Raw genomic sequence first — 20,590 nt, forward strand, 5'->3', positions numbered from 1 at the left:
GACGGCAAGCCGGAATTAGACCGAGCTCCAATCAAAAATAACGCAAGGTTTCGTCAATGCGCCGTCCGCAATTCCCGCATACACTTCTCCGCATGCGCTTGGCGCATAGCTATCATAAATGTTCTCGACCCGGATCAGCCCGTCGCGAATCCATTCCATCGCTTTCCTGATGCTCCCATGATTGCTGTTGGGATGAAACTCCGATGAATGTCGAGGAAGAGACCATTCCCAACCGGAATGAACCTGGACGTATCCGTAGAAAATGCTGCGCAGCAAGTCATGCGCAAACTTGTCCGTCGAACGGTACCAGGGCACGCCGATCAGATACAGTTCCCCGCCCTTGCGCAGGTTGGCAAGCAAGGAATACACCGCCTCTTCCCTGCCGGAGCAATCCATCGCCAATCCGGCCGTTCCTTTCAGTATCGGAACCTCATCCGGCGAGGCATATACATGGCGCAATCCGCAAGAGCGGGCTGTTGCTCTGCGGCCCTCATTCGGATCGAAGGCATAGACCTCATAGCCGCAATGCTGCATCACCTGCGCGCACATGAGACCCACAATGCCAAGCCCCGTTACCATAACCGATTCCGTCGGGCGGATCCGGGAATGAATCATGGAGGTCATCGAGACTGCCGGGAATCGGCCAATCACGGCATGCTCCGGCTTCATTCCGGCCGGGACCGGAATATAATCATTGAATTTGACCCGGCTGTATGCCTGATGCGGGGACAGTGCCAGCACATGTTCGCCCGCTCTCACATTTGCAATTGCTTCCCCCGCCTCAAGCACCTCGAGAATAGCGGCATAGCCAGTCTCTACCGGATACTTCATCCCCCCGGAATAGTCCCGATACGCGCCCATCTCCGAGCCATTCGATACGAGCGATACGATCGTTCGCCCTATAATTTCATCGGCTGCAAGCGGCGACGGCTCCCACTTGCACTGTACAAGCGATGCTTGCTGCTTGCCTGTGAATCTGATCGCCTGATTGGTCTGTATCACGGCAACATCTCCTATTCGTTTCGTCACTTTATCGCCGACCGAAGCTGTTCAACTGCTCCAGCAGCCCGGCATAACATCGTTCCGCGCCATCAAATTGGGGATACTCCGTCTCCGATTCATGCTCTACAATCAGCCATTCGGTTCCCGAGCGGCTGCATGCCTCAAGAATAGCCGGCCAATCACTGTCATCCGTAGCGCTGCCGATGAAGGTCTCGTGGCCAAGTTTGCTGGAGAACGGCTTGCAATGAACAAGCTGTACTCTCCCCGGGTGATCTGCAATCGTCCGGGCCGGATCAGTCTCCGCTTCCATGCAATTGCCCGTATCCAGCTCCAGCAGGATGCCGGAATGGGTATGTTCGCTAAGCAGCGACCACGGCGTTGACTGGCCAAAATGCGTTTGAAATTCATGCGCATGGGTGTGGTAGCCAATGCGCAGATTCCGTTCTTCCGCCAGCCTCGCAAGCTCATTGATACGGCCTGCGTATCGCACCCACACCTCCGCGCAATCCTCGCTCATCATATGTCCGATTTGCCAAGGCCCGCCCAGGGCGGGGATGATGATATTGGTCGTTCCGGCGCGGGTATGGTAGGCCAATGTCTCATCAAGCGTATCTGCCTGCAGCCATTTCCATTCCGTATGCCAGCCGCAGTTGACGAGTCCGATATCCTCCAGCAGATCTTTCATCTTCTCCGGCTCATGAAGGAACGGGCCGTAGAATTCCACCCCTTCATAGCCGATTGCCTTGACTCTGCGCAGCGTCGATTCCAGGTCGCGCTGAAGCTCCTTGTATACCGAGTACAATCCTAATGCCACTGACATCGAACCCACTGACAATCGCTCCCTTGTTATGTGCTAGCTCCGGCGAGCAGCCCAGTCCGCTCCGTTCTTCATGAGTTGAATCATTTGGGGATGGCCCAGCGCCTCCGGATTGTGTCCGGGAGTCAGCGCCGCTACTTTGCCTGTCCCAACCTGATGGGCCCATCCCGCCGCCGCCGTCACATGCCGGGAAGTGCCGAACAGAATCACATCGGTTCTCGTCGTATCGACTTGACAGTAGTAATGCTCGTCGATGGCGACGAACGGCTCTATGCCCTCGATAATCGGATGCTTGAAGCTAATCGCCGGGTTATTCGTCACCTCCACGTGATGAGGAGAATGCTCGACGAATCGGCCGGAATTCAGCTCCAAATAGAACGGGCTGTCCGGCTCGATGAGAACAAGTCCTGCATGTATGAACATAATGCCCATGCCGTTCCTCACCTTCCGGACAATCTGCCCCTGCTCTTCCGGGGTCATATTGGTCTCCCCTTCAGGACGCCCGTTGGTAAAGAACATGGCCAAATCTACCGTTGCCTCGGTCTCAATCAAATCTCTCGCCCGATCCGTGAGAATAACCTCCCACCGCTCCGCATCGAATACCTTTTCCATAACCGGATCAATAACTTCCTTCGGGTGGTTGTAATCATCGCGAATAATATACACTGTGCTCTTCATTGACCTGCGCTCCTCGCCTTATCTTCTTAATCCCGTCCCTTCCCTTGCGGGAAAGGACGGGTCTGTCCATCTATTTTTCTTTACTTTTTGGATGCAAGCCATGCATGGACCTGTTTTTCCACTTCTGCTCTAATCTTATCAAGACCCGCGGCTTTGGCTTTCTCCAGATAATTCTCGTATGCCTTATCCACATCTTTGACAAGACCTGCCTCCAGCGGGTATCCGTATTGGCTATTGACATCATTGAGCGCTGTATACTCCGTCTCGAAGCTGCTCTTATCCATGACAAAGCCTTCAAAAATGTCGGGTACCACCTTTTTATTGATCTTTTCCATCATGGTGTCGTAATGGACCCACGCATCGCTTTTGCGCTTCTTGAAGTTCGCATTGGCAAACATGCCGCTGGGGAAATAGTTGAAGGATGCGCCGTCCGCAATGTTAGACGTATCAATCGTTCCATCTGCAGTCAGGTTGTAATTGACACCCTCCGTACCATAAGTAATGAGATCCCAGAGATCTTCATGCTGCTGGATATAATCCAGAACCATCAGCGCTCGTTCAGGATTCTCGGCATTCTTGGAGATTGCCGTCATACTGCCGGTTGTGGAGCCTTGAAGGACGGAGTCCGGATTTCCTTCAAAATACATAAAGTAATTCAATTCCCAGCCCTCGGCGCCATGTTCTTTTTCCACCTGTGTCGCATGGTTGTTATAGCCGGGCAGCTGTTCGTTGAAGGACGCCGCCGCTACTCCGTTGAGTACCTGCGTTACGCCCCAGTTCGTGCTGGAAAGTACGCTGGAAGACCAGAAGCCCCGGTCGGCCCAATCTTTCATTTTAAACATAAATTGTTTGAATTCAGGAGTCTCGATCACACTGAGCACTTGACCGTTTCGGGGGTCGTAAACAAAGTTGAAAAGTCTGTCATGAATCTCATCGATGCCGATATAAGGCGTGGTGTAAATCCAGGAAGTACCGTATACCTGACTCTGATAGTCATCGCTCGGGACGATTCCCGGATCATTATCCTTGATTCCCTGCAGGTAGGTCTCAATATCATCCATGGACTTGATCTCAGGCAGATTGTATTTCTTTCTTAAATCCTCTCTGTATACGAAGGCGGGGGCGGTGACTCCCGTATCCATACCGGGAACACCGTAGATTTTTCCGTTGACCGAAGCTGCGTCCCATGTCGTTTTGGGGATATTCTTCCAAAGGTACGGTGCATACTTCGGCAGCAGATCGTCAAGCGGTAAAAATGCGTTCTTTGCTGCATAGCTTTGATAATCCAGCCAGCCGGGAGCCGCCTGCATCAGGTCATATTTTTCTCCCGAAGCAATGGCCAGAGCATAGTTGTTTTTGTAATCGTTTCCCGCCGCATAAGTAAAATCGATCGTCGTATTAAGTTCCTTTTTTAATCGGGCATTAAGATTATCCCAGTACTTCTTGGCCAGGTCCGTATTATTGGGCGCATCGGAAATCGCATACATTTTCAGCTTCACATAATCCAAATCGCCCGTATACCCGGTACTCTCCGCACTTTCTGTCGGTGCCTTGCTGCTGCATGCCGTACTGCCGAGAACCGTCGCTGCCGCCAATAGCCCTACCGTCAGTTTCTTCATGTTTCTCATCTTTCCGTTTCCTCCTCTTTTGAGATGAACTGTTCCTGCTTTTTGACCCTTGCCCCAATTTTCAAAAAGTAGGTTTATATAGTAATTTGCATTACTACCGCTTTGGAATTATCCTTTTACCGCTCCGATGGAAATCCCCTGAACAAAGTACTTCTGCAGGAAAGGATATAAGAAAATAATCGGTCCGGTTGCCACAATCGCGTTCGCCAGCTTCTGTGTCTCTGTCGGCAGAATTTTGCTGGTAAAGTTCTCCGCTCCGACCGACGCGATCTTGGAGGCGGCATTCAGGATGTTGTAGAGCCGGTATTGTAAAGGCCACATATCGGCGTTTGTCACATAAAGGGAAGCCAGGTACCAGTCATTCCAGTATGCAAGCGCCAGGAACAAGGCAATGGTGGCCAGGATCGGCTTTGACATCGGCACGACGATTTGCAGCAAGGTACGAAACTCTCCGGCCCCTTCCAGCCTTGCAGATTCCACAAGGGCATCCGGAATCGTCTTCATAAAGTTACGGATGAGCAATATATAGAATGAGCTGCAGATGGACGGAATGATGAGCGCCCAGATACTGTTCTTTAATCCCAGCTTGGTCACTACGATGTACCAGGGTACCAGACCGCCGGAAAAAAGCGTCGTAAAATAAATAGCGAAAGAAATGATATTGCGATATTTCAATTCATTTCTTGAAATCGCATAACCGCAGAGGGTCATGACCGCCAGACCCATGCCGGTCCCCACGCCGGTTACAAAAATACTGACCCCATAGGCTTTGGCGATCTGCATCGGAAACAGGAAAATACTGCGGTAGCCATCCAGCGAAAATCCTCTGGGCAGAATGGAATATCCGTTTCGCAAGATCTGCGCGCTGTCTGAAAAGGAACCGGAAATCACCAGAATAAAGGGCAGCACGCAGACAAGAGACGCCATGGATAAAACGATATAGAACAATATTTTTAATCCTTTTTCACTGACAGCCATCTCATGTTTATTCATCTTTCTCAACTCTCCTTTAGAACAAGGCGTTTTCCCGACTCGTCTTGCGGATGATCTGGTTTACGGTGACCACAAGGATAAAGCCGAATACGGACTGGTAAACACCTGCCGCCGTAGAGGTGCCCAGATTGAAATTGACGGTCATCGCACGGTATATGTACGTATCCAGAACATCCGTTACGTTGAATAGCTGTCCGTTTCTCTGAATCAGGTTATAGAACAATTCAAACTGCCCTCTCATAATACCGCCAAGGCTGAACAGCACCAGCATAATAAAGGTTGGCTTTAACATCGGCAGCGTTATATATCGGATCTCTTTAAACAGGTTGCAGCCGTCGATTTTTGCCGCTTCATAAATCTCCCGGTCAAAGCCCGTGATGGCGGCAAGATAAACGACCATGCCGAAGCCGGTACTTTTCCATAGGAAGAAAAAGGTAATGATAAACGGCCAGATCCATTGAATCATATACACGCTGATCCCGCTCCCGCCCAAAGCCTTCAGAAGCGAATTGAGTACGCCATAGTTGCTGTTGAAAATGTTATAGGCAATCGTACCCACGATTACGTAGGATACAAAGTGCGGCAGCAGCATAACAGATTGCGTTACTCTCTTAAAGAGTCGTCCGGCAACCGTTGTAATCATGATGGCAAACATACACTGCATGATATTTCCCAAGAAAATAAACGCCAGGTTATACAGGATCGTATTCTTGGTCAAGTAAACGATCGGCGCGTCCCATCCGCCGGAAACGAAATACTGAAAATTTTTCAATCCCACAAACGGACTGTGAAGAATACCCTTGCCGAAGTCGTAATCGACAAATGCATAATACACACCCATCATGGGGATATAGCTGAAAATCAGGAAAAAGCATAACGCCGGAAGCGTCATCGCATATAAAGTCCTGTGTTTGTACAGCTCGCTGAATACGCCGCCTTTCTTTTGTTTAATCAGCCGGTTCTGCGCCGTCTTTTTCGTCTCCCTGTCTTTTCGCATCGCAACTTCTCCCTTTATTATTGGTATCGATGCCAAAGCCTTGTTTTTTTGAAAGCGGTTTTATAATGATATAAAAAGAAAAGCAACCTCCGTTTATCGTTTTTAGCATCTCTACTCCTTGACCCAAACCATTTTGGTACCGGTACCAAAAAGATATAAAAAAGAAAAACAACCTCCAATTGTCGTTTTTTCCTTCCTAATCCGAACTATAAATCAAACATTTTCCTTCTGTCAAACCAATATTTATCTTGTAGAAATTTTGGTACCGGTACCAAATCGAAATAAAAAAATAATAGCAGCCTCCAATTATCATTTTTTGGAATCTTCGCTTCCTAACCTGAACTATAAATTAAACCTTTTGTTTTTGTCAATATGATTTTAACGCGAATTTACTTTGGTCTCTTTTTCATGGTATCGGTATCAAAGCCATTTCGCTCTGCGTTGACTTTTAATTTCCCCCATACTACAATTAAGAAAAACATCGAATTGCTTGTTTTTTCCTGTTTTTAACTGAATACGACATTCTGGTACCGGTTGCAGATTCGAGTATTGGTATTCCCATATAGATGCTATAGCAGAAAGGATTTTTTTCATGCCAGACGATCAGAAAAACCTTACCATTTATAAAATCGCAGAGTTGAGCGGGGTGTCCGTTTCCACAATATCCCGCGTTATCAACAACAGCCCTTATGTTTCCGCAAAGACAAAAGCGCATGTGACCGACATCATTAACAAGTATCACTTTTCGCCAAGCTCCGTGGCACGTGCCATGAACAGCAACCATACCCAGACGCTGGGAGTTATCGTATCGGATATCACAAATCCTTACTTTAGCGAGCTGTATCTGGAGATCCAGCGCTACGCAGTGGATTTCGGGTATTCCATCATCTTATGCAACACCTTTTACGGCGGATCCAACCATGGCGTTTCCGACGCCATACCGGAAAAAACCTATTTCCAGATGATGCTGGATAAAAAGGTGGATGGCGTATTGATTTTGGGTGGTGAAATCGACCGGGATACGATTTCCGATTCCTATAAAGAAGCCTTAAACCGTATGGGCAGACAGATTCCGGTAGTCATTCTGGGACAGTCCGTTCCGGACTGCAGCTGTACCTTCTTGAACCGTAATATAAGCGGCGGTATATCTGCCCTGATCCATCATCTGCTGGCGCTGGGTCGCCGCAGGATAGGCTTTGTCGGAGGCGAGGAAGGGATCCGTACGACCACAGCCAGACTGGCTGCCTTTACACAGACGCTGAAGAACCTGGCGATCTCCTTTGACCCTTCCCTGATCTCTCTAAGTAATTATTACGCGCCGGACGGCTATCGAGCCATGGCAAAATTGCTGGAACAAACCGAAACGACCCCTTCCGCCATTATCTGCATCAACGATGCGGTAGCGCAGGGCGCCATCCGGGCAATCGTGGATAAAGGACTGCGTGTACCGGAAGATATCTCTGTCGTCAGCTGTGATCAGTTTCCCTCAGGCGAATATACCTGCCCCCGACTGACAACGCTGGACCAGCAGAACAGTTACCTGGGGCGCATGTCCATCATGACCTTGATAAGCGCGATCAATCATGATTCCGAAGGCATCAACATTTCCCATGAGCCCCATTTAATCATTCGGGAATCTTGTGGAGCCCGTCTGGGTTTTCAATTCGAACGATAGTACTCTATTTGAGGGACTACTATTACAGAAAGGAGATATTCCTGATGGAACGAAAAATCCATGTCACCATATTCAACGAGCACAATCAGGACCGCAGCGAACCCGTGAAATCAGTCTATCCCGATGGTATTCATGCTGCTATAGCCCAGGCTTTTCATGGTTACGATGATTTTGATGTGACGATTGCCACTCAGGATATGCCTTCCCATGGACTTTCCGAAGAAGTTCTGGCGGCTACCGACGTTCTTATCTGGTGGAGCCACATCGACAATGCAGCCTTTGATGACACTGTTGCAAGCCGGATCTGCTATCACGTCGTCAACCGCGGAATGGGTTTTGTCGCCCTTCATTCCTCCATTTTTTCAAAACCATGGCAGCGAATGCTTGGTATTTATTATGATGCCGGTCCTTGGGTCAATTTGCGATTTTTTTAACTCAACTTAGAGCCGAATTTCTGGTAGAAAGAGGTCCTCGCCTTCACTTTGTGGTGGGATTCGAGATTAGTTTGTTTTTATTTTGGGACAGCCTCTATGCTAGTCACGAAGCTCCCGTTTTTGCAGCGGAACCCCTTGCGGTAATATTTCCTCAATAGACTGTCGAAGTTTCGTGTCATCATGTATTTCCTCACTTAAGATGGCGACGATGCCGCGATCTTCGCGAGAGCGAATCAACCGTCCCATTCCTTGCTGAAGACGAAGAAGCATATAGGGCAGATCCACCTCGTCGTACGGCGTTGTCGCCGCCTCCCGCTTCGCCATAAACACTGGATCTTGAGGAGGAAAAGGCAGCGACCAAATGATGACGTTCGAAAGAGAAGGACCGGGTATGTCGAGGCCCTCCCATAGACTAAAAGCGCACAAAACACTTGCCTCATCCCGTTGAAAAGAGCCAATGAGGTGGCTGATTTCAGCATCTCCTTCAAACCAGAATCGCATATCCGCGCACTCCGGATAGGATGGGAGCAACTCCTTAAATCGGAGTAACTCTTCTTTGCCGTTGAATAAAACCAACGCCCTGCCTTCGGTTCGGTTCAGTAAGCTCACGGTAGCCTTCAATTTCTCCTCAGACGATGCCCCATGAGGAAACTTGGGAGCCAAGACATCCATTTGATTCTTATAATCATATGGGGATTTCGTGCTGAAGGACTCATAACGGTCAATTCCCAAGCTGCTTGCTATATAATCGAATGAACCATTCACAGATAATGTGGCAGATGAAAACACAACCGGTATATTCAGGGCAAATACCCTTTCACGCAACACTTCCTTAACAGCTCTGGGCATGATGACCAAGGTTAGCCCGTCCTCATCATCCGTTACCCAACTAATCAACGCTTCCGAGCTCTGGAACAAGCTTAAAGCTTTCTGAATCATCTCCAGATGCTCCTCGACGATGCGCAGCTGGTACTCGTTCAAAGTATACAGTTCGCTCTCAAAAACCAGTTCTTCTTCGATCCCTTCAATGACTTGGCGGAACAGTCGCACTTTTTCAAGCAACTGTTTACTCATAACAATTCGTTTCCGGTCAGAGTCGGGTATATCCTTGCAATGTCCTAAAAGGATGTTGAATAAGGACTCACTGCGGTCAATCGCTTCGTCTATGAGCACAGCCAATGATTCCCGTATTTCATTTTGTAACAATCGACTGATCAATTGTTCGAACACTGAATGTTTTAATCGGTAAGTGAGCGCCTTCTGTGCAGCAGATTCTAGCAGATGCCCCTCGTCGAATACGACGGCACAATGATCCGGCAACAGCGGAAGTTGCCCCTCCCGCTTGCGTCCTTCATACGTCCACACATGTTCCATATAGAAATCATGCGAGCAAATGATCAAATCGCTGGACTTCCGATAATGTTCGCGTGATAAAGTCTGTCCGCAGCGGTGTCTTTGTTCGCAAGAAAAGCAATCTTGAAACGAGTCCCAGCTGATCTTGTTCCACTGATGATCGTTCAGGTGTGGAAATTGTTTGCGATCTCCGTAGGCATGGAATGACTGCATCGCTTTGTATTGATGGACAAACCTAGGCAATTCCTCGTGCACCGCTCTGAATACATCCGAATGCTCGTGAGCGGATTGTACCTGATCCAACTTGGTTAAGCAAAGATACCGGTCTGCGGATTTCGCCAATCTAGCGTCGATCGACAGGCTCAAATGTCGAGCCAGTTTGGCAAGATCGCCTTCCGGCTTTGCCAGTTGCTCGATTAAAGATTCGTCAGCACAGGCAATGATCGCCGGCTTACGGGTATAGCGAGCGTAACAAATCGCGTACAACAAATACACTAGCGTTTTGCCCGTTCCTACACCTGCTTCCGCGAAGATGGTCTGCTTCTGGGCGAATGCTCTCTCCAGTTGGTAAGCCATATAAATTTGCTCATCGCGAACTTCGAAACCGGCTTCCGGCAGTATCTCGTAGAACACATCCGCAGTCCACTCACCAACCTGTTGAAGAAAGGGACGGGAATGGTCATATTCAAAAGGGTAGCGTTTCAATGTTGGTTGTGCCTCCAGGAATCATATCGAAACATTATCACATGTTCTTCCCATGAAATCAAAATTCCAATAAAAAGCTGATCCCTCAGTAGCAGGATCAATTTTGCGCGCTGAATCGCGTGAAATTGATTGTTGCTCTGTTAACAAATCTGATGTCATGATTGACTTGGAAGCCGCCACCCGGAGAACACTTAATTCGGAGCCAGTTGCTCATCTCTTCGGTCACACCGTTTGCCAGTAATCGGTCAATGATCTTGTCATCTGACAGCCGTCCCCATCTGCAGCGATCATCGGGCTCGGCATGCTGGGGTCGACGACCCAGGGCAATGATCGCCGTATTTATGAGAGTGATATCACCGCCCTGTAATTTAAAGTCCAATAAAGGAGGCCTCGGACGAATTAGGATCAAACATAGACATGTCAAGCGGGATTTTTCGGCCATGCTGCACAAATTCATCAATAGTCTTGTATAGCGTCTGCTTTTGAAGAGGGGAGTTTCGATTCCTAGATTAATTTAGAGATACGTAGCCAGTACGTTCCGCTTATCGGACACCTCTGTCAAGCGTGTGCTCCAATTTTTATATACTTCTTCCTCCCTTATTTTCCCCCCGGCTGCTCTTCCAGGTCTTAAAAAAAGAGGCAGGATCATTCATCGACCAGGCTCTTGAGGGCCTTTGCCACTGTGTCGCCATGGAGCCATTAATCCCGAATATTTCACCTGTCAAATCCTCATCGGGCTGCTCCAGAAGGTTGTTAACAAATCGTGCAACATCTTCCGGATCACCTACGTCCCAATAGGCTGGAAAGGGTTCGTTGCGACGTGCGTATTTTTCTTTCAGATGCTCAATCACAGGGCGGGTCATGTCCGTTAATGCAGCGGGGGCAATGGCGTTGACTCGGATATGACGGTGCCGCTGCTCCTCCGCGAGCGTCCACACGATGCCCAGTATTCCGGCTTTGGCAGCACTATAGTTCACTTGTCCGACAGAACCATTCAACCCGGCCGTTGAAGTTACCAGAAGAATATCGCCGCCTCGATCAGGGATGTAGGGCAGCACCCGCCGAATGCAATAAAAAGCACCATTCAAGTGCACGTCAATCACGGATTTCCATTCTTCGTCCGTCATCTGTTCGCATTTGCGATCCTGCAAATTACCCGCATTATGAATCAAAACATCTATCGAACCATATGTCATAGCGACTGCTTGAATCATGGCTGTGACCTGTGCGGAGTCCGCAACGTTTGCGCAATAACCTGAGGCTTCGCCCCCATTCTGGCGTATTTCCGCAACAACACGGTCAATGCTGGCTTGCTGCGTTCCATTAACAGCCACCCGATAACCGTTTTTTGCAAGCTGCAGAGCTAATCTGCGTCCGATGCCTCTGCTAGAACCGGTAATGAGAACGGTCTTATTCATTGTCCAGAACTCCTCCCACGGTAAAGCATCCCCTGGCAATGACTTCCCCATTTTCCTCTGCAACCGTGACCTGAACCTCTTCGTTCATCAACTCAAATGCAAAGTCCACTAGCGATTCCGACATAAGCGGTCTTACAAATGTCATCTGAGTGGATTGAATCCAGTGAGTGGGATTCTCGCTCAGGTATAGGGAATGAGCTAGGCCCATGATATACATGCCGTGAGCAATTGGACGCTTGAACCCGGCTTTCTTGGCGGCTTCAGGATTGAAATGAAAAGCAGCCGAATCTCTGGAAGCATCGGCATATTGCCGGATCGCTTCTGCGGTTACTTTTTTCTTCATGATAGATCGCCTATGGATATTAATACCGTTTCTGCCGTCACGATCCGTTCATCCTTGCATTTGCATGAAAGCGTGTGTGTATACAAAATCAAATTCCCGCTTCGGCCTGTCTTCTGTTCCCTCTTGGTTAATGTCAACTCGCAATCAAGATGTGAGTCTGCTTTTAGGGGGGCTCTGTATGTAAAGGACTGCCGGCCATGAATGAATGTTTTCTCTTTATCAAGCCAGGGAACGTCTGCGATTCTCCAAAATAGAACCGGCATTGTTGACGGAGCAATCAATACGCCGCCTACTTTCTGCAAGGGGGCTTCGATGCTTTGCGAATACACGATGATGGACACTGCAGTAAGATGATATTCAAATATAAGCTTGTTCATCCGGTTGCCTCCACCAAGGTGGCAATCCCCATCCCTCCTCCAATTCCGAGTGCAGCCACTCCGCGTTTAAAGGGATTCCGCAGCATCTCCGCGTATAAACGCGTAATCAGGATCGCGCCGGATGCACCATATGGATGTCCCAAAGCAATTGCACCTCCGCCAATATTGACCTTATCCGGTGAAATCTGAAGCTCCTGTAAGGAGGCCAGCACCTGGGAAGCAAAAGCTTCATTAAACTCCACGAGATCCAGATCGTCTGCCGTCAGCCGGTGACGACTTAACAAGCCGCGGATAGCAGGGACGGGGCCTATCCCTAAAACATGCGGGTCTACTCCCGCTACCCGTGCATCCACGAACCGCAGCACGGCTCGCAGATTCAGCTCCTTACATTTCTCGCGCGACATGATGAGGACAAGCGCAGCTCCATCATTGATGGGACATGCATTGCCAGCCGTTACGGTGCCTTGCTCGAGAAAAACGGGCTTTAACTTTTGCAGTTTTTCTAAGCTGGTATCCGGTCTAGGGCATTCATCCTCGCCGACCCAGCTTCCATCCGCATGAAAAGGTACGATTTCGTGTTGGAATCGTCCTGTCGTCCGGGAACGAACCGCCTTTTGATGACTGCTTAAAGCATACTGATCCTGTGCCTCTCTTGAGATGGCAAAAGCCTGGGCCACATTCTCCGCTGCCATTCCCATATCCGGATCCCCATATGAGCTTGGTGTAAAACGGGCACGCGAATACATCTGCGGGGTTTCGATCAGCGTGCTCGGCCTCTGCATTTTCCATGGCGCACGGCTTGTACTCTCGGCTCCTCCTGCCAGATATACTTCACCAGCCCCGCTTTGTATGAGTCGGGCGGCCAAATTAATGGCTTCCAAGCCCGAACCGCACTGGCGGTCAACGGTTACGCCCGGTACAGTTACAGGAAGCCCTGCTTCTAGTGCCGCAACGCGCGCAATGTTCCCTCCGGGTCCCACAACATTACCGATAATCACATCGTCAATGATGTCGGGCGACAAGTTCGTTTCCATTAAAATATGCCGAATAAGCGGGGCAAGCAAAGCCTCAGGTTCAACCTTGCTTAACGCTCCTCCGATTCTGCCAATCGGCGTTCGCTTAGCCGTGACAATGACCGCATCTGTCATAACATCGCTCTTTCCGCATAAGCCTTCATGAATTGACGCGCGACTTTTCCGCTGTTTGTATAAAAGAATTTGTCCACGGTGATCAGCTCTTTTGGCATCTTATAACTAGCCAAACGCCCCATACAAAATCGTTTGACTTCTTCTAGGGTCAATTGCTGTTCACTGCGCCATTGAATAATGGCCGTTACTTGCTCGCCCCAATGACCATGAGGCTTGCCAAAAACCATGACCTCCTGAACATTTGGAATGCGCTGCAATACAGCCTCCACTTCTTCCGGAAATACTTTCATTCCACCCGTCTTTATCATATTTTGTGAACGACCTGCCAGATAAAGATAATTGTCGCTATCGATATACATGTAATCGCCTGTTCGAAGCCAGCCCTCCCGAAAAACTCCCTCTGTCTCCTCAGGTAACGGATAGTAGCCTGCGAAAACCATTTTGCTTCGAACGTAAAGGTGACCGATCGACCCTGTAGGCACCTCCCGAAATTGTTCATCACGAATCGAAATTTCCACCCCATCGAAGGGTCTGCCAAGTGAACCGGATTTCTCTTCCTCATTCGCATCTATATAACTAATATAGCTCGCCTCGGAAGAGCCGTAATATTCATACAACTTTGCTCCGGCAAAAACCTGTCGGCACCTTCGCTTCGAAGCAATGGACCATTGTCCGCCTGAACTAATCAAAGCTTGAATGGATGCTTGTCCGGGATCTGTCCGTTGTAATAACGATTCAATCATCGTGGGAACCACAAATAATATCATATCCGGTACCTTGGAACATAGCTTCAGCACTTCGGCAGCGTGAAACTCATGCAAAATATGAAAAGTTGCGCCATTGTACAACGACAGTATCAGCGCAAATAACGATAAGGAATGTACGAAAGGTCCCGGAGCCAACACATGCTCCATTTTATCCAGATGGAAAGCCCTATTTGCTGCCTCAAAGCTCATAATCCAGGAGAGATGCGATCGCGCATATCCTTTCGGAACCCCCGTGGTCCCTGATGTAAAGCCTATAAATAATGTTTCATTGCTTCGACCAACGAGAGCCTCAGGCGTGAAAGAGGTTAGCCATTGATCATAGCTTCCCGGCTGTTCATCGGTGAAGGTCAACCGCTGGATGTGGTTATGTTCTTCAGATAGAATCTCGGCAAGGTCATGTTCGCTAAAAATAATACTTGGCCGACATTGCCCTATAACCCTGTTCACTTCAAACGGACTCCATTTGGGGTCTAACAGAACGGGCACAAACCCTGCATAAACAGCACCGATAAAGACTTCGGCAATCTCTATTCGATTCCTAGATAGGATCGCAATCTTGTCACAATCAAAACGGCATTTCCCGATTCCATTCGCGATTCTTTTGGCCCGCTCTATGAGTTGGGAATATGTAAGTTGCTTCTGCCCGTGTGATAAAGCGATTCGGTCCGGTGCCAGCGATGCACGGTTTAGTATAGGAAGTACCAGATTCATTTTCAGTCACACCTTAATTTAGATTGTTTGTTTCAGAAGCCCGCCCGATGGAGTAGGTAGTGATCGGCCAACGATTCATAAGGATCAACCCTAACAAGATGCGGAATTGTGCCAACATAAGAAGGTTGACGTCTAATGTTTTGAATTATAATTCGGCGGCTTTTAATTGTAAACTAAAAGTTTATAGTTTGGTTAACAATTGTCGTTTATGACATCGTTCGTTTTGATGTTAGGTGATATGTAATGTGAACACTTCTTCGGTAGTACCGGGAAAAAGGATACAAAGAAAGCTCCGGCATGGTCTGCACGGAGCTTTGGACAAAAAACTTCCACACCCTATTCACTTCGAAGCCCCCTCTTGCTTTCAAACCGGTGGCTGAACCATTTTCCCACTCTTCAGGAAGTGCAGGAAGAAGCAGAGTCTCATTGAGATGGCTTTGAAGCAGCATTTCTGCAATGCCTGCCGCTGCTCCTAGGTTGCCGACAAACAAAAATAAAATTAAAGATGACGCCCATGCTGGCCTTACACAGAGAGATTGAAAATTTTTTTTGATCGGTCACGTTTTCTCGCGCACTTACGACATAGTTAGTGACAGGCATTATTCGCTTTCCTCGAACTCATAATCTTGATTGGAGGAGTAAAAAATGAAAACAGTTTCCCCCGTAGTAATAGTAGACAATTGTGAAGAAGCGTTAAAGTTCTATCAAGAAGTGTTGGGCGGAGAAGTAAAAAATCTCAATAAGAATGAAGAAGGCAAAACCAACTTCGCCAATTTACAGTTAGACAATTCTTTAATTATAATTACCGAAGGTGGGAAACATTCGGTTACCTATGACGGCAATCATCGAATTAACCTTCAGATCGATAATGAGGAAGAAATCAGGAAGGTATATGAAGCCTTTAAGGAGGATGGCAATGTTGACTCTGAACTTCAAAGGACCTTTTTTGGCGCACTTGCGGCTGCGGTGACTGATAAGTTCGGAGTGAATTGGAACCTCGTTTATTTTTTTGCAAATTAAAAAAACCGTCAAATCGCTAAGACAAAGGGATTGCAACGATGAATCCTTTCGCATTTTTATTACATTGAGATTATTTCCTTCTCCATCTTGATTGCCGGGTTCTCCCTTCTTTAAACATGCAAAGGAGCTGCCCTAGGTTTATAACCTTCTGGGGGCAGCCCCTTTCCGCTTAAACTTTATTTGCTTTAATAACAGCGGGTTGAATACAATCCTCCTTTTTCACTCATCTTGGGCGAGATCAGAATGACTGTCACGAACGCGAGCGTCGCAATTTGCTTTCTACACGTGCAAACCAATCGCTTTCCCAAAAACGATCTATCTGCCCTCCTCATCCTTCACTTTAGTGAGAAGCCTTAATCGCCGATTGATCAGTAGTAGCCGCCTTGCCTTGTCTGAGGGTGGCGAAAGCTACGAGAATGCCGATCACCGCCGTAGCCGCGGCGACGAAGAACGCGGTATGAATGGCATGATTCAGATCCGCGGGATTCATCGTCTCCAATGTCGCATTCGAGCCCAAGCTTGCGGAGATAATCGCCATAATGACCGCCAGGCCGATCGCGCCGCCGATTTGCTGCCCGGTCGAGATCACGGCGGAAGCCACGCCCTGCTCTTTGGGGGCGATTCCCGTGCCCCCGGCAATGAACATCGTCGTGAACACAAACGCTTGCCCGATGCCGACGATCACGATACCCGGAATGACTCCCCACGCCGATCCATTCGTGGATAGTTGTGTCAAGATCAGAAACCCGACAGCTCCAATCGCCATTCCCGTTGCAATCGTACCTGCTACCCCCACCTTTGCCAGCATAACGTTAATCAACCTTACTCCCAATAATGCGCTAATCGTAAGCGGTAAGAACGTGAAACCGGATTGAACCGCCGAATAATGCAGAACGTCTTGCGTATAGAGCGTCAGGAAGTAATAAAGCGTGCCGAACGATGCGGAGAAAAGAAAAGCGGTCAGCACGGCGCCGGTCAGATTGCGATTCCGGAACAACCGGAAGGAGATCAACGGCTCTGCCGAACGCAGCTCGATCACGACGAAGGCGACGAGCAGTGCAACGCCTACCAGAACGAACGGGAACGTACTGAGGCTAAGCCAACCTTCGACCGGCGACTGAATCAGATAATAAACGATAGACAGCATACCTGCCGTGACCGATACCGTGCCCGCAACGTCGAAATGCTTGGAATGGGATATATTTATACTTTCTTTGAGCACGATAGGCGCCAATGCTATTGTGAATACGGCGATCGGAACATTCACGAAGAAGGTGGCTTCCCACCCGACGTAACTGGTCAATACGCCTCCCAGCAGCAAACCAAGGGACATGCCGACGCCGCCCATTGATGCCCAGACGCCCATAGCTCTGTTGCGCTCGGCACCTTCTTCGAAGTTGGACATGATGAGCGACAAAGTCGCAGGTGACAACAGCGCACCGCCAAAGCCTTGCAGCCCTCTTGCAATAATCAGCATGAGTTGGGATTCCGAGGCTCCTCCTAGCAATGAGCCTAGTCCGAACAAAGCCATGGCAATCATGAACATCCGTCGTCTTCCGAGCAAATCGGACAGTCGGCCGCCGATTAACAGAAATCCGCCGAAGACGAGCGAATAAGCGCTCACGACCCATTGCAAGTTATTGGCGGAAAATCCTAGTTCTTCGCCAAGCGACGGCATAGCGACAAAAATAATCGTGTAATCGAGCGCCATCACTAACTGTGAAACGGCCAGTATGAGCAATGCTAATCCTTTGAATCGGGTTGATGTCATCAAATAACGTCTCCTTTTTTATAGACCATTTGGTCTAAAATGAGCATATAACTGACCGATCAGTCTAAAATGAATATAAGGAAGTACCGCGTCTCGGATTCCTTCTTATCGTTCAAGCGCGGACAGAGTAACCGTCGTGATATCCTCCAATACTTTCGGATCATCGGTTAGCTTTGCGACTTGGGTCAATGCGTATCGCGAATGATACAAATATTTCGCAAGCGCGGACAAATCCAGTTGGTCATTCAGCTCATCTTGCTTCCTTGCGCGAGCCAAAGCGTCATGGAACGCCTTCTCCAACCGAACTCGGTCCTGTTCGAATAACGATGCGATCTCCGGATCGTGCGGTACCTGGTCGATGGCGCTATACAGAATTAAACATTCTTTGCGCCGATCTGCATCCTGAAGCGCCGCCATAATCTCATGGAAAATCGCCATAATCGTTTGCTTTACAGGCCCTGTTCGTTCGAGATAGGAGACTGCTGCCGACGATTTCTCGTTCAGGTAGTGCTTGACGGCTTTGATGAAGAGCTCTCTTTTCGTGCCATACGTGTCGTATAGGCTTTGCCTGGCGATTCCCAGGCCTTCGAGCAGCATTTGCAGGGAGGTTCCCTCATAGCCGTATTGGCCAAACATCTCCATGGCCTTATGCAGAACGACGTTCTCGTCGAATTCCTTGTTTCTTGCCATGTAAGCGGCCCCCTTTTTGTCTCATCCTACCCTTTCCGGATCGTTCAGTCAAGAATGAATATGACGTTATCCGCAAAGAGAAGATTAAGCTCGGTTCCACCTGCAAACTGACAAATGCAAATTATAGACCGATCGATCTATTTTAGAAATAAAAAAAAGCGCACTCCATTGTTCGATATGGTACATCCCTCTCGCTAAAGTGTCATGCCCCTTCACCCCCTATTCGCTTGACGTTCATCTTATCATTACTAGATCGTTCGGTCAATAATAAATGATTCAGATTAAGCACTGGGCAATTCGTCTTTGCTGAAAACACTCCCTTTCGCAGTTGGACTTAAAGGGTATCGACCCATCGAGAAATGGGAATGAAAGCCTCCGGAGGTATGTGGAGCAGCGTGCAGCAGAGCAACAAAAAAGGAGCGAACGCTCGCCCCTTCTGTTCCCGCATGCATTTCGGTTGCCAACGCTAAGTACAGACTCAACAAGGATAAACTCTTTACATGCCGTGAAAGTTGAGTTAGTTACCCCTGAAAAAGCGGAAGTCTTTGAGCAAAATAAAAAGGAATTTCATACTAACGACTTCATGGAAACCATGCTCTATCAGCCGCTCACATCCGCCCTGTAAGCTTCCGCCTCATACGGGTCCAACTGCAGACAATGCTCGTAACTGCGGCCCGTCAACATGCCACGCCCCGGTGCGGGAACGGTTAAGTGCTGCCTGGAAGTGTGGTATTCACATAGATCGTAAACTTACCGACCTGACGCGCCGCCACTCCTGAAGGCGTTTCAGGTCCTTTCCGGATTTCGAGTTCCACGTAAATCTGGCGCAGCAAATCTTGCATAAGGCTTGCGTGCGCCGGAACAGCTAGATAAACGGCTTTTCCCTTGCCGAATGAATTGACGGTAATGGCAGGTAGCTCCTGCTGCAGGTTGGTAAATTGAGCTATAACCTTCGCTGTGGAAGTCTCTACCATTTCATAATAGTCGATAGGAATATCTACAACATGGTTTGCAAATTTAATGCCTGGATGTTCGCGCCTCAGGTTCAATTTTTGCTTTTGCAGCCCGTCTTCGTTCGAATCGGTATGATGGTACACCGGGCGTTCAAACGCATTCGCGCGGATTCCAAATACGTCGCTAAGCCGCCCGGGCATCGTAGTGCGAAATACTTGATTGTGCTCGTCCACTTTGGCCGAATAAGCCGTCATGATGGCGGTTCCGCCTTGCTCCACGAATTGTCTGACGGAATTGGCGCTAGCTTCATCCATCACGCAATGACCGGGAACAAGAAGCAACTTGTAATCCTTCTCGATACAGCGGCGCATAAGCTCCGAAGGAGCTGGTCTGAAATTCAAGGCACCATATCGGATCGTCCTTCTCGGCGATTCGGTGTGTCGAGGTAAAGCAGGCGCCGAACAACGCCCGTTGATCCTCCGGATTGACTCCAGGATAGAATCCGGCTCTGGGCAAGTCGAAGCATACTCGAATTAGCTGGGTCTTGGGGGGATTCGTCGGGGTGGCATAGTTCAGCGGAGTTGTATCGGTTCCTGACTCTGCTTCGGACCGACGCCCGCATGGACAACCGACCATCCATGTCTAAGCGGCTGTCAAGCATTCAAGGTCTTCTCGATTGGCTTGACACCCATTTCTCCGACCCGGGGATTGGGCTTTCGGAGATGACGGCGCAGGTTGGCATCGGAGAGCGACAGTTGAACGAGAGGTTTCGCGAGCTGTTCGGTCAAACGGCGTATGCCTATTTGATCCAGCTCGACTTCGCAAAGCGAAGGAATGGCTTCCCTTTCGCACGGATTGGACCGTTCGCTGCATCGGGGAGGCCGTTGGATTTCGCGACGTCAGCCATTTTATCGCGACCTTCCGGAAGAAGGAAGGGATAACCCCGGATACGTATCGGAAGCTGTACGGCTCCGGTACGACATCGAATCGGCAGCAGGAATAGCCAAGTGCAAGTGACAAAACATCGTATCAAATTGATATAAATCTACTCGTTGTTAGGTGCCCCTTCCGTTTCTCCGAAAGTATAATGATAGACAAACAAGGAGGGG

General features: G+C 48.9%; 19 protein-coding genes and 1 pseudogene. 4 read left to right on the forward strand and 16 right to left on the reverse strand.

Annotated features, from left to right (window positions below):
- Positions 1-15: 15 nt before the first annotated feature.
- From H7C18_RS35890 to H7C18_RS32050, 6 genes are all read right to left on the reverse strand, one after another.
- Positions 16-1,002, reverse strand: a complete 987-nt coding sequence (locus H7C18_RS35890; RefSeq protein ID WP_185133202.1) for a zinc-binding dehydrogenase — start codon at positions 1,000-1,002, stop codon at positions 16-18.
- A gap of 28 nt (positions 1,003-1,030) precedes the next feature.
- Positions 1,031-1,822 (reverse strand): sugar phosphate isomerase/epimerase family protein, encoded by a 792-nt coding sequence (locus H7C18_RS32030; protein WP_238358108.1) that lies wholly within the window; start codon positions 1,820-1,822, stop codon positions 1,031-1,033.
- A 33-nt stretch (positions 1,823-1,855) separates the two neighbouring features.
- Positions 1,856-2,497, reverse strand: a complete 642-nt coding sequence (locus tag H7C18_RS32035; protein WP_185133204.1) for a ThuA domain-containing protein — start codon at positions 2,495-2,497, stop codon at positions 1,856-1,858.
- A gap of 80 nt (positions 2,498-2,577) precedes the next feature.
- Positions 2,578-4,125, reverse strand: a complete 1,548-nt coding sequence (locus H7C18_RS32040; protein WP_185133205.1) for a DUF3502 domain-containing protein — start codon at positions 4,123-4,125, stop codon at positions 2,578-2,580.
- Between the two features lie 108 nt (positions 4,126-4,233).
- Positions 4,234-5,103, reverse strand: a complete 870-nt coding sequence (locus tag H7C18_RS32045) for a carbohydrate ABC transporter permease (RefSeq protein ID WP_185133282.1) — start codon at positions 5,101-5,103, stop codon at positions 4,234-4,236.
- A 31-nt stretch (positions 5,104-5,134) separates the two neighbouring features.
- A complete protein-coding gene (locus tag H7C18_RS32050) occupies positions 5,135-6,115 on the reverse strand; it encodes an ABC transporter permease (protein ID WP_185133206.1) in 981 nt (326 codons plus the stop codon).
- A 592-nt stretch (positions 6,116-6,707) separates the two neighbouring features.
- Here H7C18_RS32050 and H7C18_RS32055 point away from each other — a divergent pair.
- The gene (locus H7C18_RS32055; protein ID WP_185133207.1) at positions 6,708-7,790 is read left to right on the forward strand and encodes a LacI family DNA-binding transcriptional regulator; all 1,083 of its coding nucleotides are present in this window, start codon (positions 6,708-6,710) and stop codon (positions 7,788-7,790) included.
- Positions 7,791-7,834: 44 nt separating this feature from the next.
- Positions 7,835-8,224, forward strand: a complete 390-nt coding sequence (locus H7C18_RS32060; RefSeq protein ID WP_185133208.1) for a ThuA domain-containing protein — start codon at positions 7,835-7,837, stop codon at positions 8,222-8,224.
- 99 nt (positions 8,225-8,323) lie between these two features.
- On the opposite strand, the gene H7C18_RS32065 is transcribed toward H7C18_RS32060, so the two are convergent.
- The 7 genes from H7C18_RS32065 to H7C18_RS36155 all read right to left on the reverse strand — a co-directional run bounded on the left by H7C18_RS32065 (position 8,324) and on the right by H7C18_RS36155 (position 15,495).
- Positions 8,324-10,282, reverse strand: a complete 1,959-nt coding sequence (locus H7C18_RS32065; RefSeq protein WP_185133209.1) for an ATP-dependent DNA helicase — start codon at positions 10,280-10,282, stop codon at positions 8,324-8,326.
- A gap of 578 nt (positions 10,283-10,860) precedes the next feature.
- Positions 10,861-11,700 carry an SDR family NAD(P)-dependent oxidoreductase gene (locus tag H7C18_RS32070; protein WP_185133210.1) on the reverse strand — a complete coding sequence of 280 codons (840 nt, stop codon included), beginning with the start codon at positions 11,698-11,700 and terminating at the stop codon, positions 10,861-10,863.
- Complete coding sequence (locus H7C18_RS32075; protein WP_185133211.1) at positions 11,693-12,043, reverse strand: MaoC family dehydratase; 351 nt, start codon at positions 12,041-12,043, stop codon at positions 11,693-11,695. The genes H7C18_RS32070 and H7C18_RS32075 overlap by 8 nt, the downstream gene beginning before the upstream one ends.
- Entirely contained in the window at positions 12,040-12,420 is a 381-nt protein-coding gene (locus H7C18_RS32080; protein WP_185133212.1) for an FAS1-like dehydratase domain-containing protein, read from the reverse strand. Before H7C18_RS32080 ends, H7C18_RS32075 begins: the two co-directional genes overlap by 4 nt.
- Positions 12,417-13,568 carry a thiolase family protein gene (locus H7C18_RS32085; protein ID WP_185133213.1) on the reverse strand — a complete coding sequence of 384 codons (1,152 nt, stop codon included), beginning with the start codon at positions 13,566-13,568 and terminating at the stop codon, positions 12,417-12,419. The genes H7C18_RS32080 and H7C18_RS32085 overlap by 4 nt, the downstream gene beginning before the upstream one ends.
- Positions 13,565-15,046, reverse strand: coding sequence for a class I adenylate-forming enzyme family protein (locus H7C18_RS32090; RefSeq protein ID WP_185133214.1), 1,482 nt, complete (start codon positions 15,044-15,046; stop codon positions 13,565-13,567). Before H7C18_RS32090 ends, H7C18_RS32085 begins: the two co-directional genes overlap by 4 nt.
- A gap of 206 nt (positions 15,047-15,252) precedes the next feature.
- Positions 15,253-15,495, reverse strand: coding sequence for a glycoside hydrolase family 95-like protein (locus tag H7C18_RS36155; RefSeq protein WP_420481898.1), 243 nt, complete (start codon positions 15,493-15,495; stop codon positions 15,253-15,255).
- A 196-nt stretch (positions 15,496-15,691) separates the two neighbouring features.
- On the opposite strand from H7C18_RS36155, the gene H7C18_RS32095 reads away from it, so the two are divergent.
- Complete coding sequence (locus H7C18_RS32095; RefSeq protein WP_185133215.1) at positions 15,692-16,066, forward strand: VOC family protein; 375 nt, start codon at positions 15,692-15,694, stop codon at positions 16,064-16,066.
- A 340-nt stretch (positions 16,067-16,406) separates the two neighbouring features.
- Here H7C18_RS32095 and H7C18_RS32100 read toward each other — a convergent pair whose 3' ends face one another.
- The 3 genes from H7C18_RS32100 to H7C18_RS32110 all read right to left on the reverse strand — a co-directional run bounded on the left by H7C18_RS32100 (position 16,407) and on the right by H7C18_RS32110 (position 19,822).
- On the reverse strand, positions 16,407-17,837 hold the full coding sequence (locus H7C18_RS32100) for an MFS transporter (RefSeq protein WP_185133216.1): 1,431 nt from the start codon (positions 17,835-17,837) through the stop codon (positions 16,407-16,409).
- Positions 17,838-17,942: 105 nt separating this feature from the next.
- Positions 17,943-18,527 carry a TetR/AcrR family transcriptional regulator gene (locus tag H7C18_RS32105; protein ID WP_185133217.1) on the reverse strand — a complete coding sequence of 195 codons (585 nt, stop codon included), beginning with the start codon at positions 18,525-18,527 and terminating at the stop codon, positions 17,943-17,945.
- A gap of 707 nt (positions 18,528-19,234) precedes the next feature.
- Complete coding sequence (locus H7C18_RS32110) at positions 19,235-19,822, reverse strand: beta-galactosidase trimerization domain-containing protein (protein WP_185133218.1); 588 nt, start codon at positions 19,820-19,822, stop codon at positions 19,235-19,237.
- 470 nt (positions 19,823-20,292) lie between these two features.
- Here H7C18_RS32110 and H7C18_RS35420 point away from each other — a divergent pair.
- Positions 20,293-20,484 (forward strand): annotated as a pseudogene (locus H7C18_RS35420) (helix-turn-helix domain-containing protein); the annotation flags it as partial.
- Positions 20,485-20,590: the final 106 nt, after the last annotated feature.

Source organism: Cohnella zeiphila (assembly GCF_014212055.1).
Classification (GTDB): Bacteria; Bacillota; Bacilli; order Paenibacillales; family Paenibacillaceae; genus Cohnella; species Cohnella zeiphila.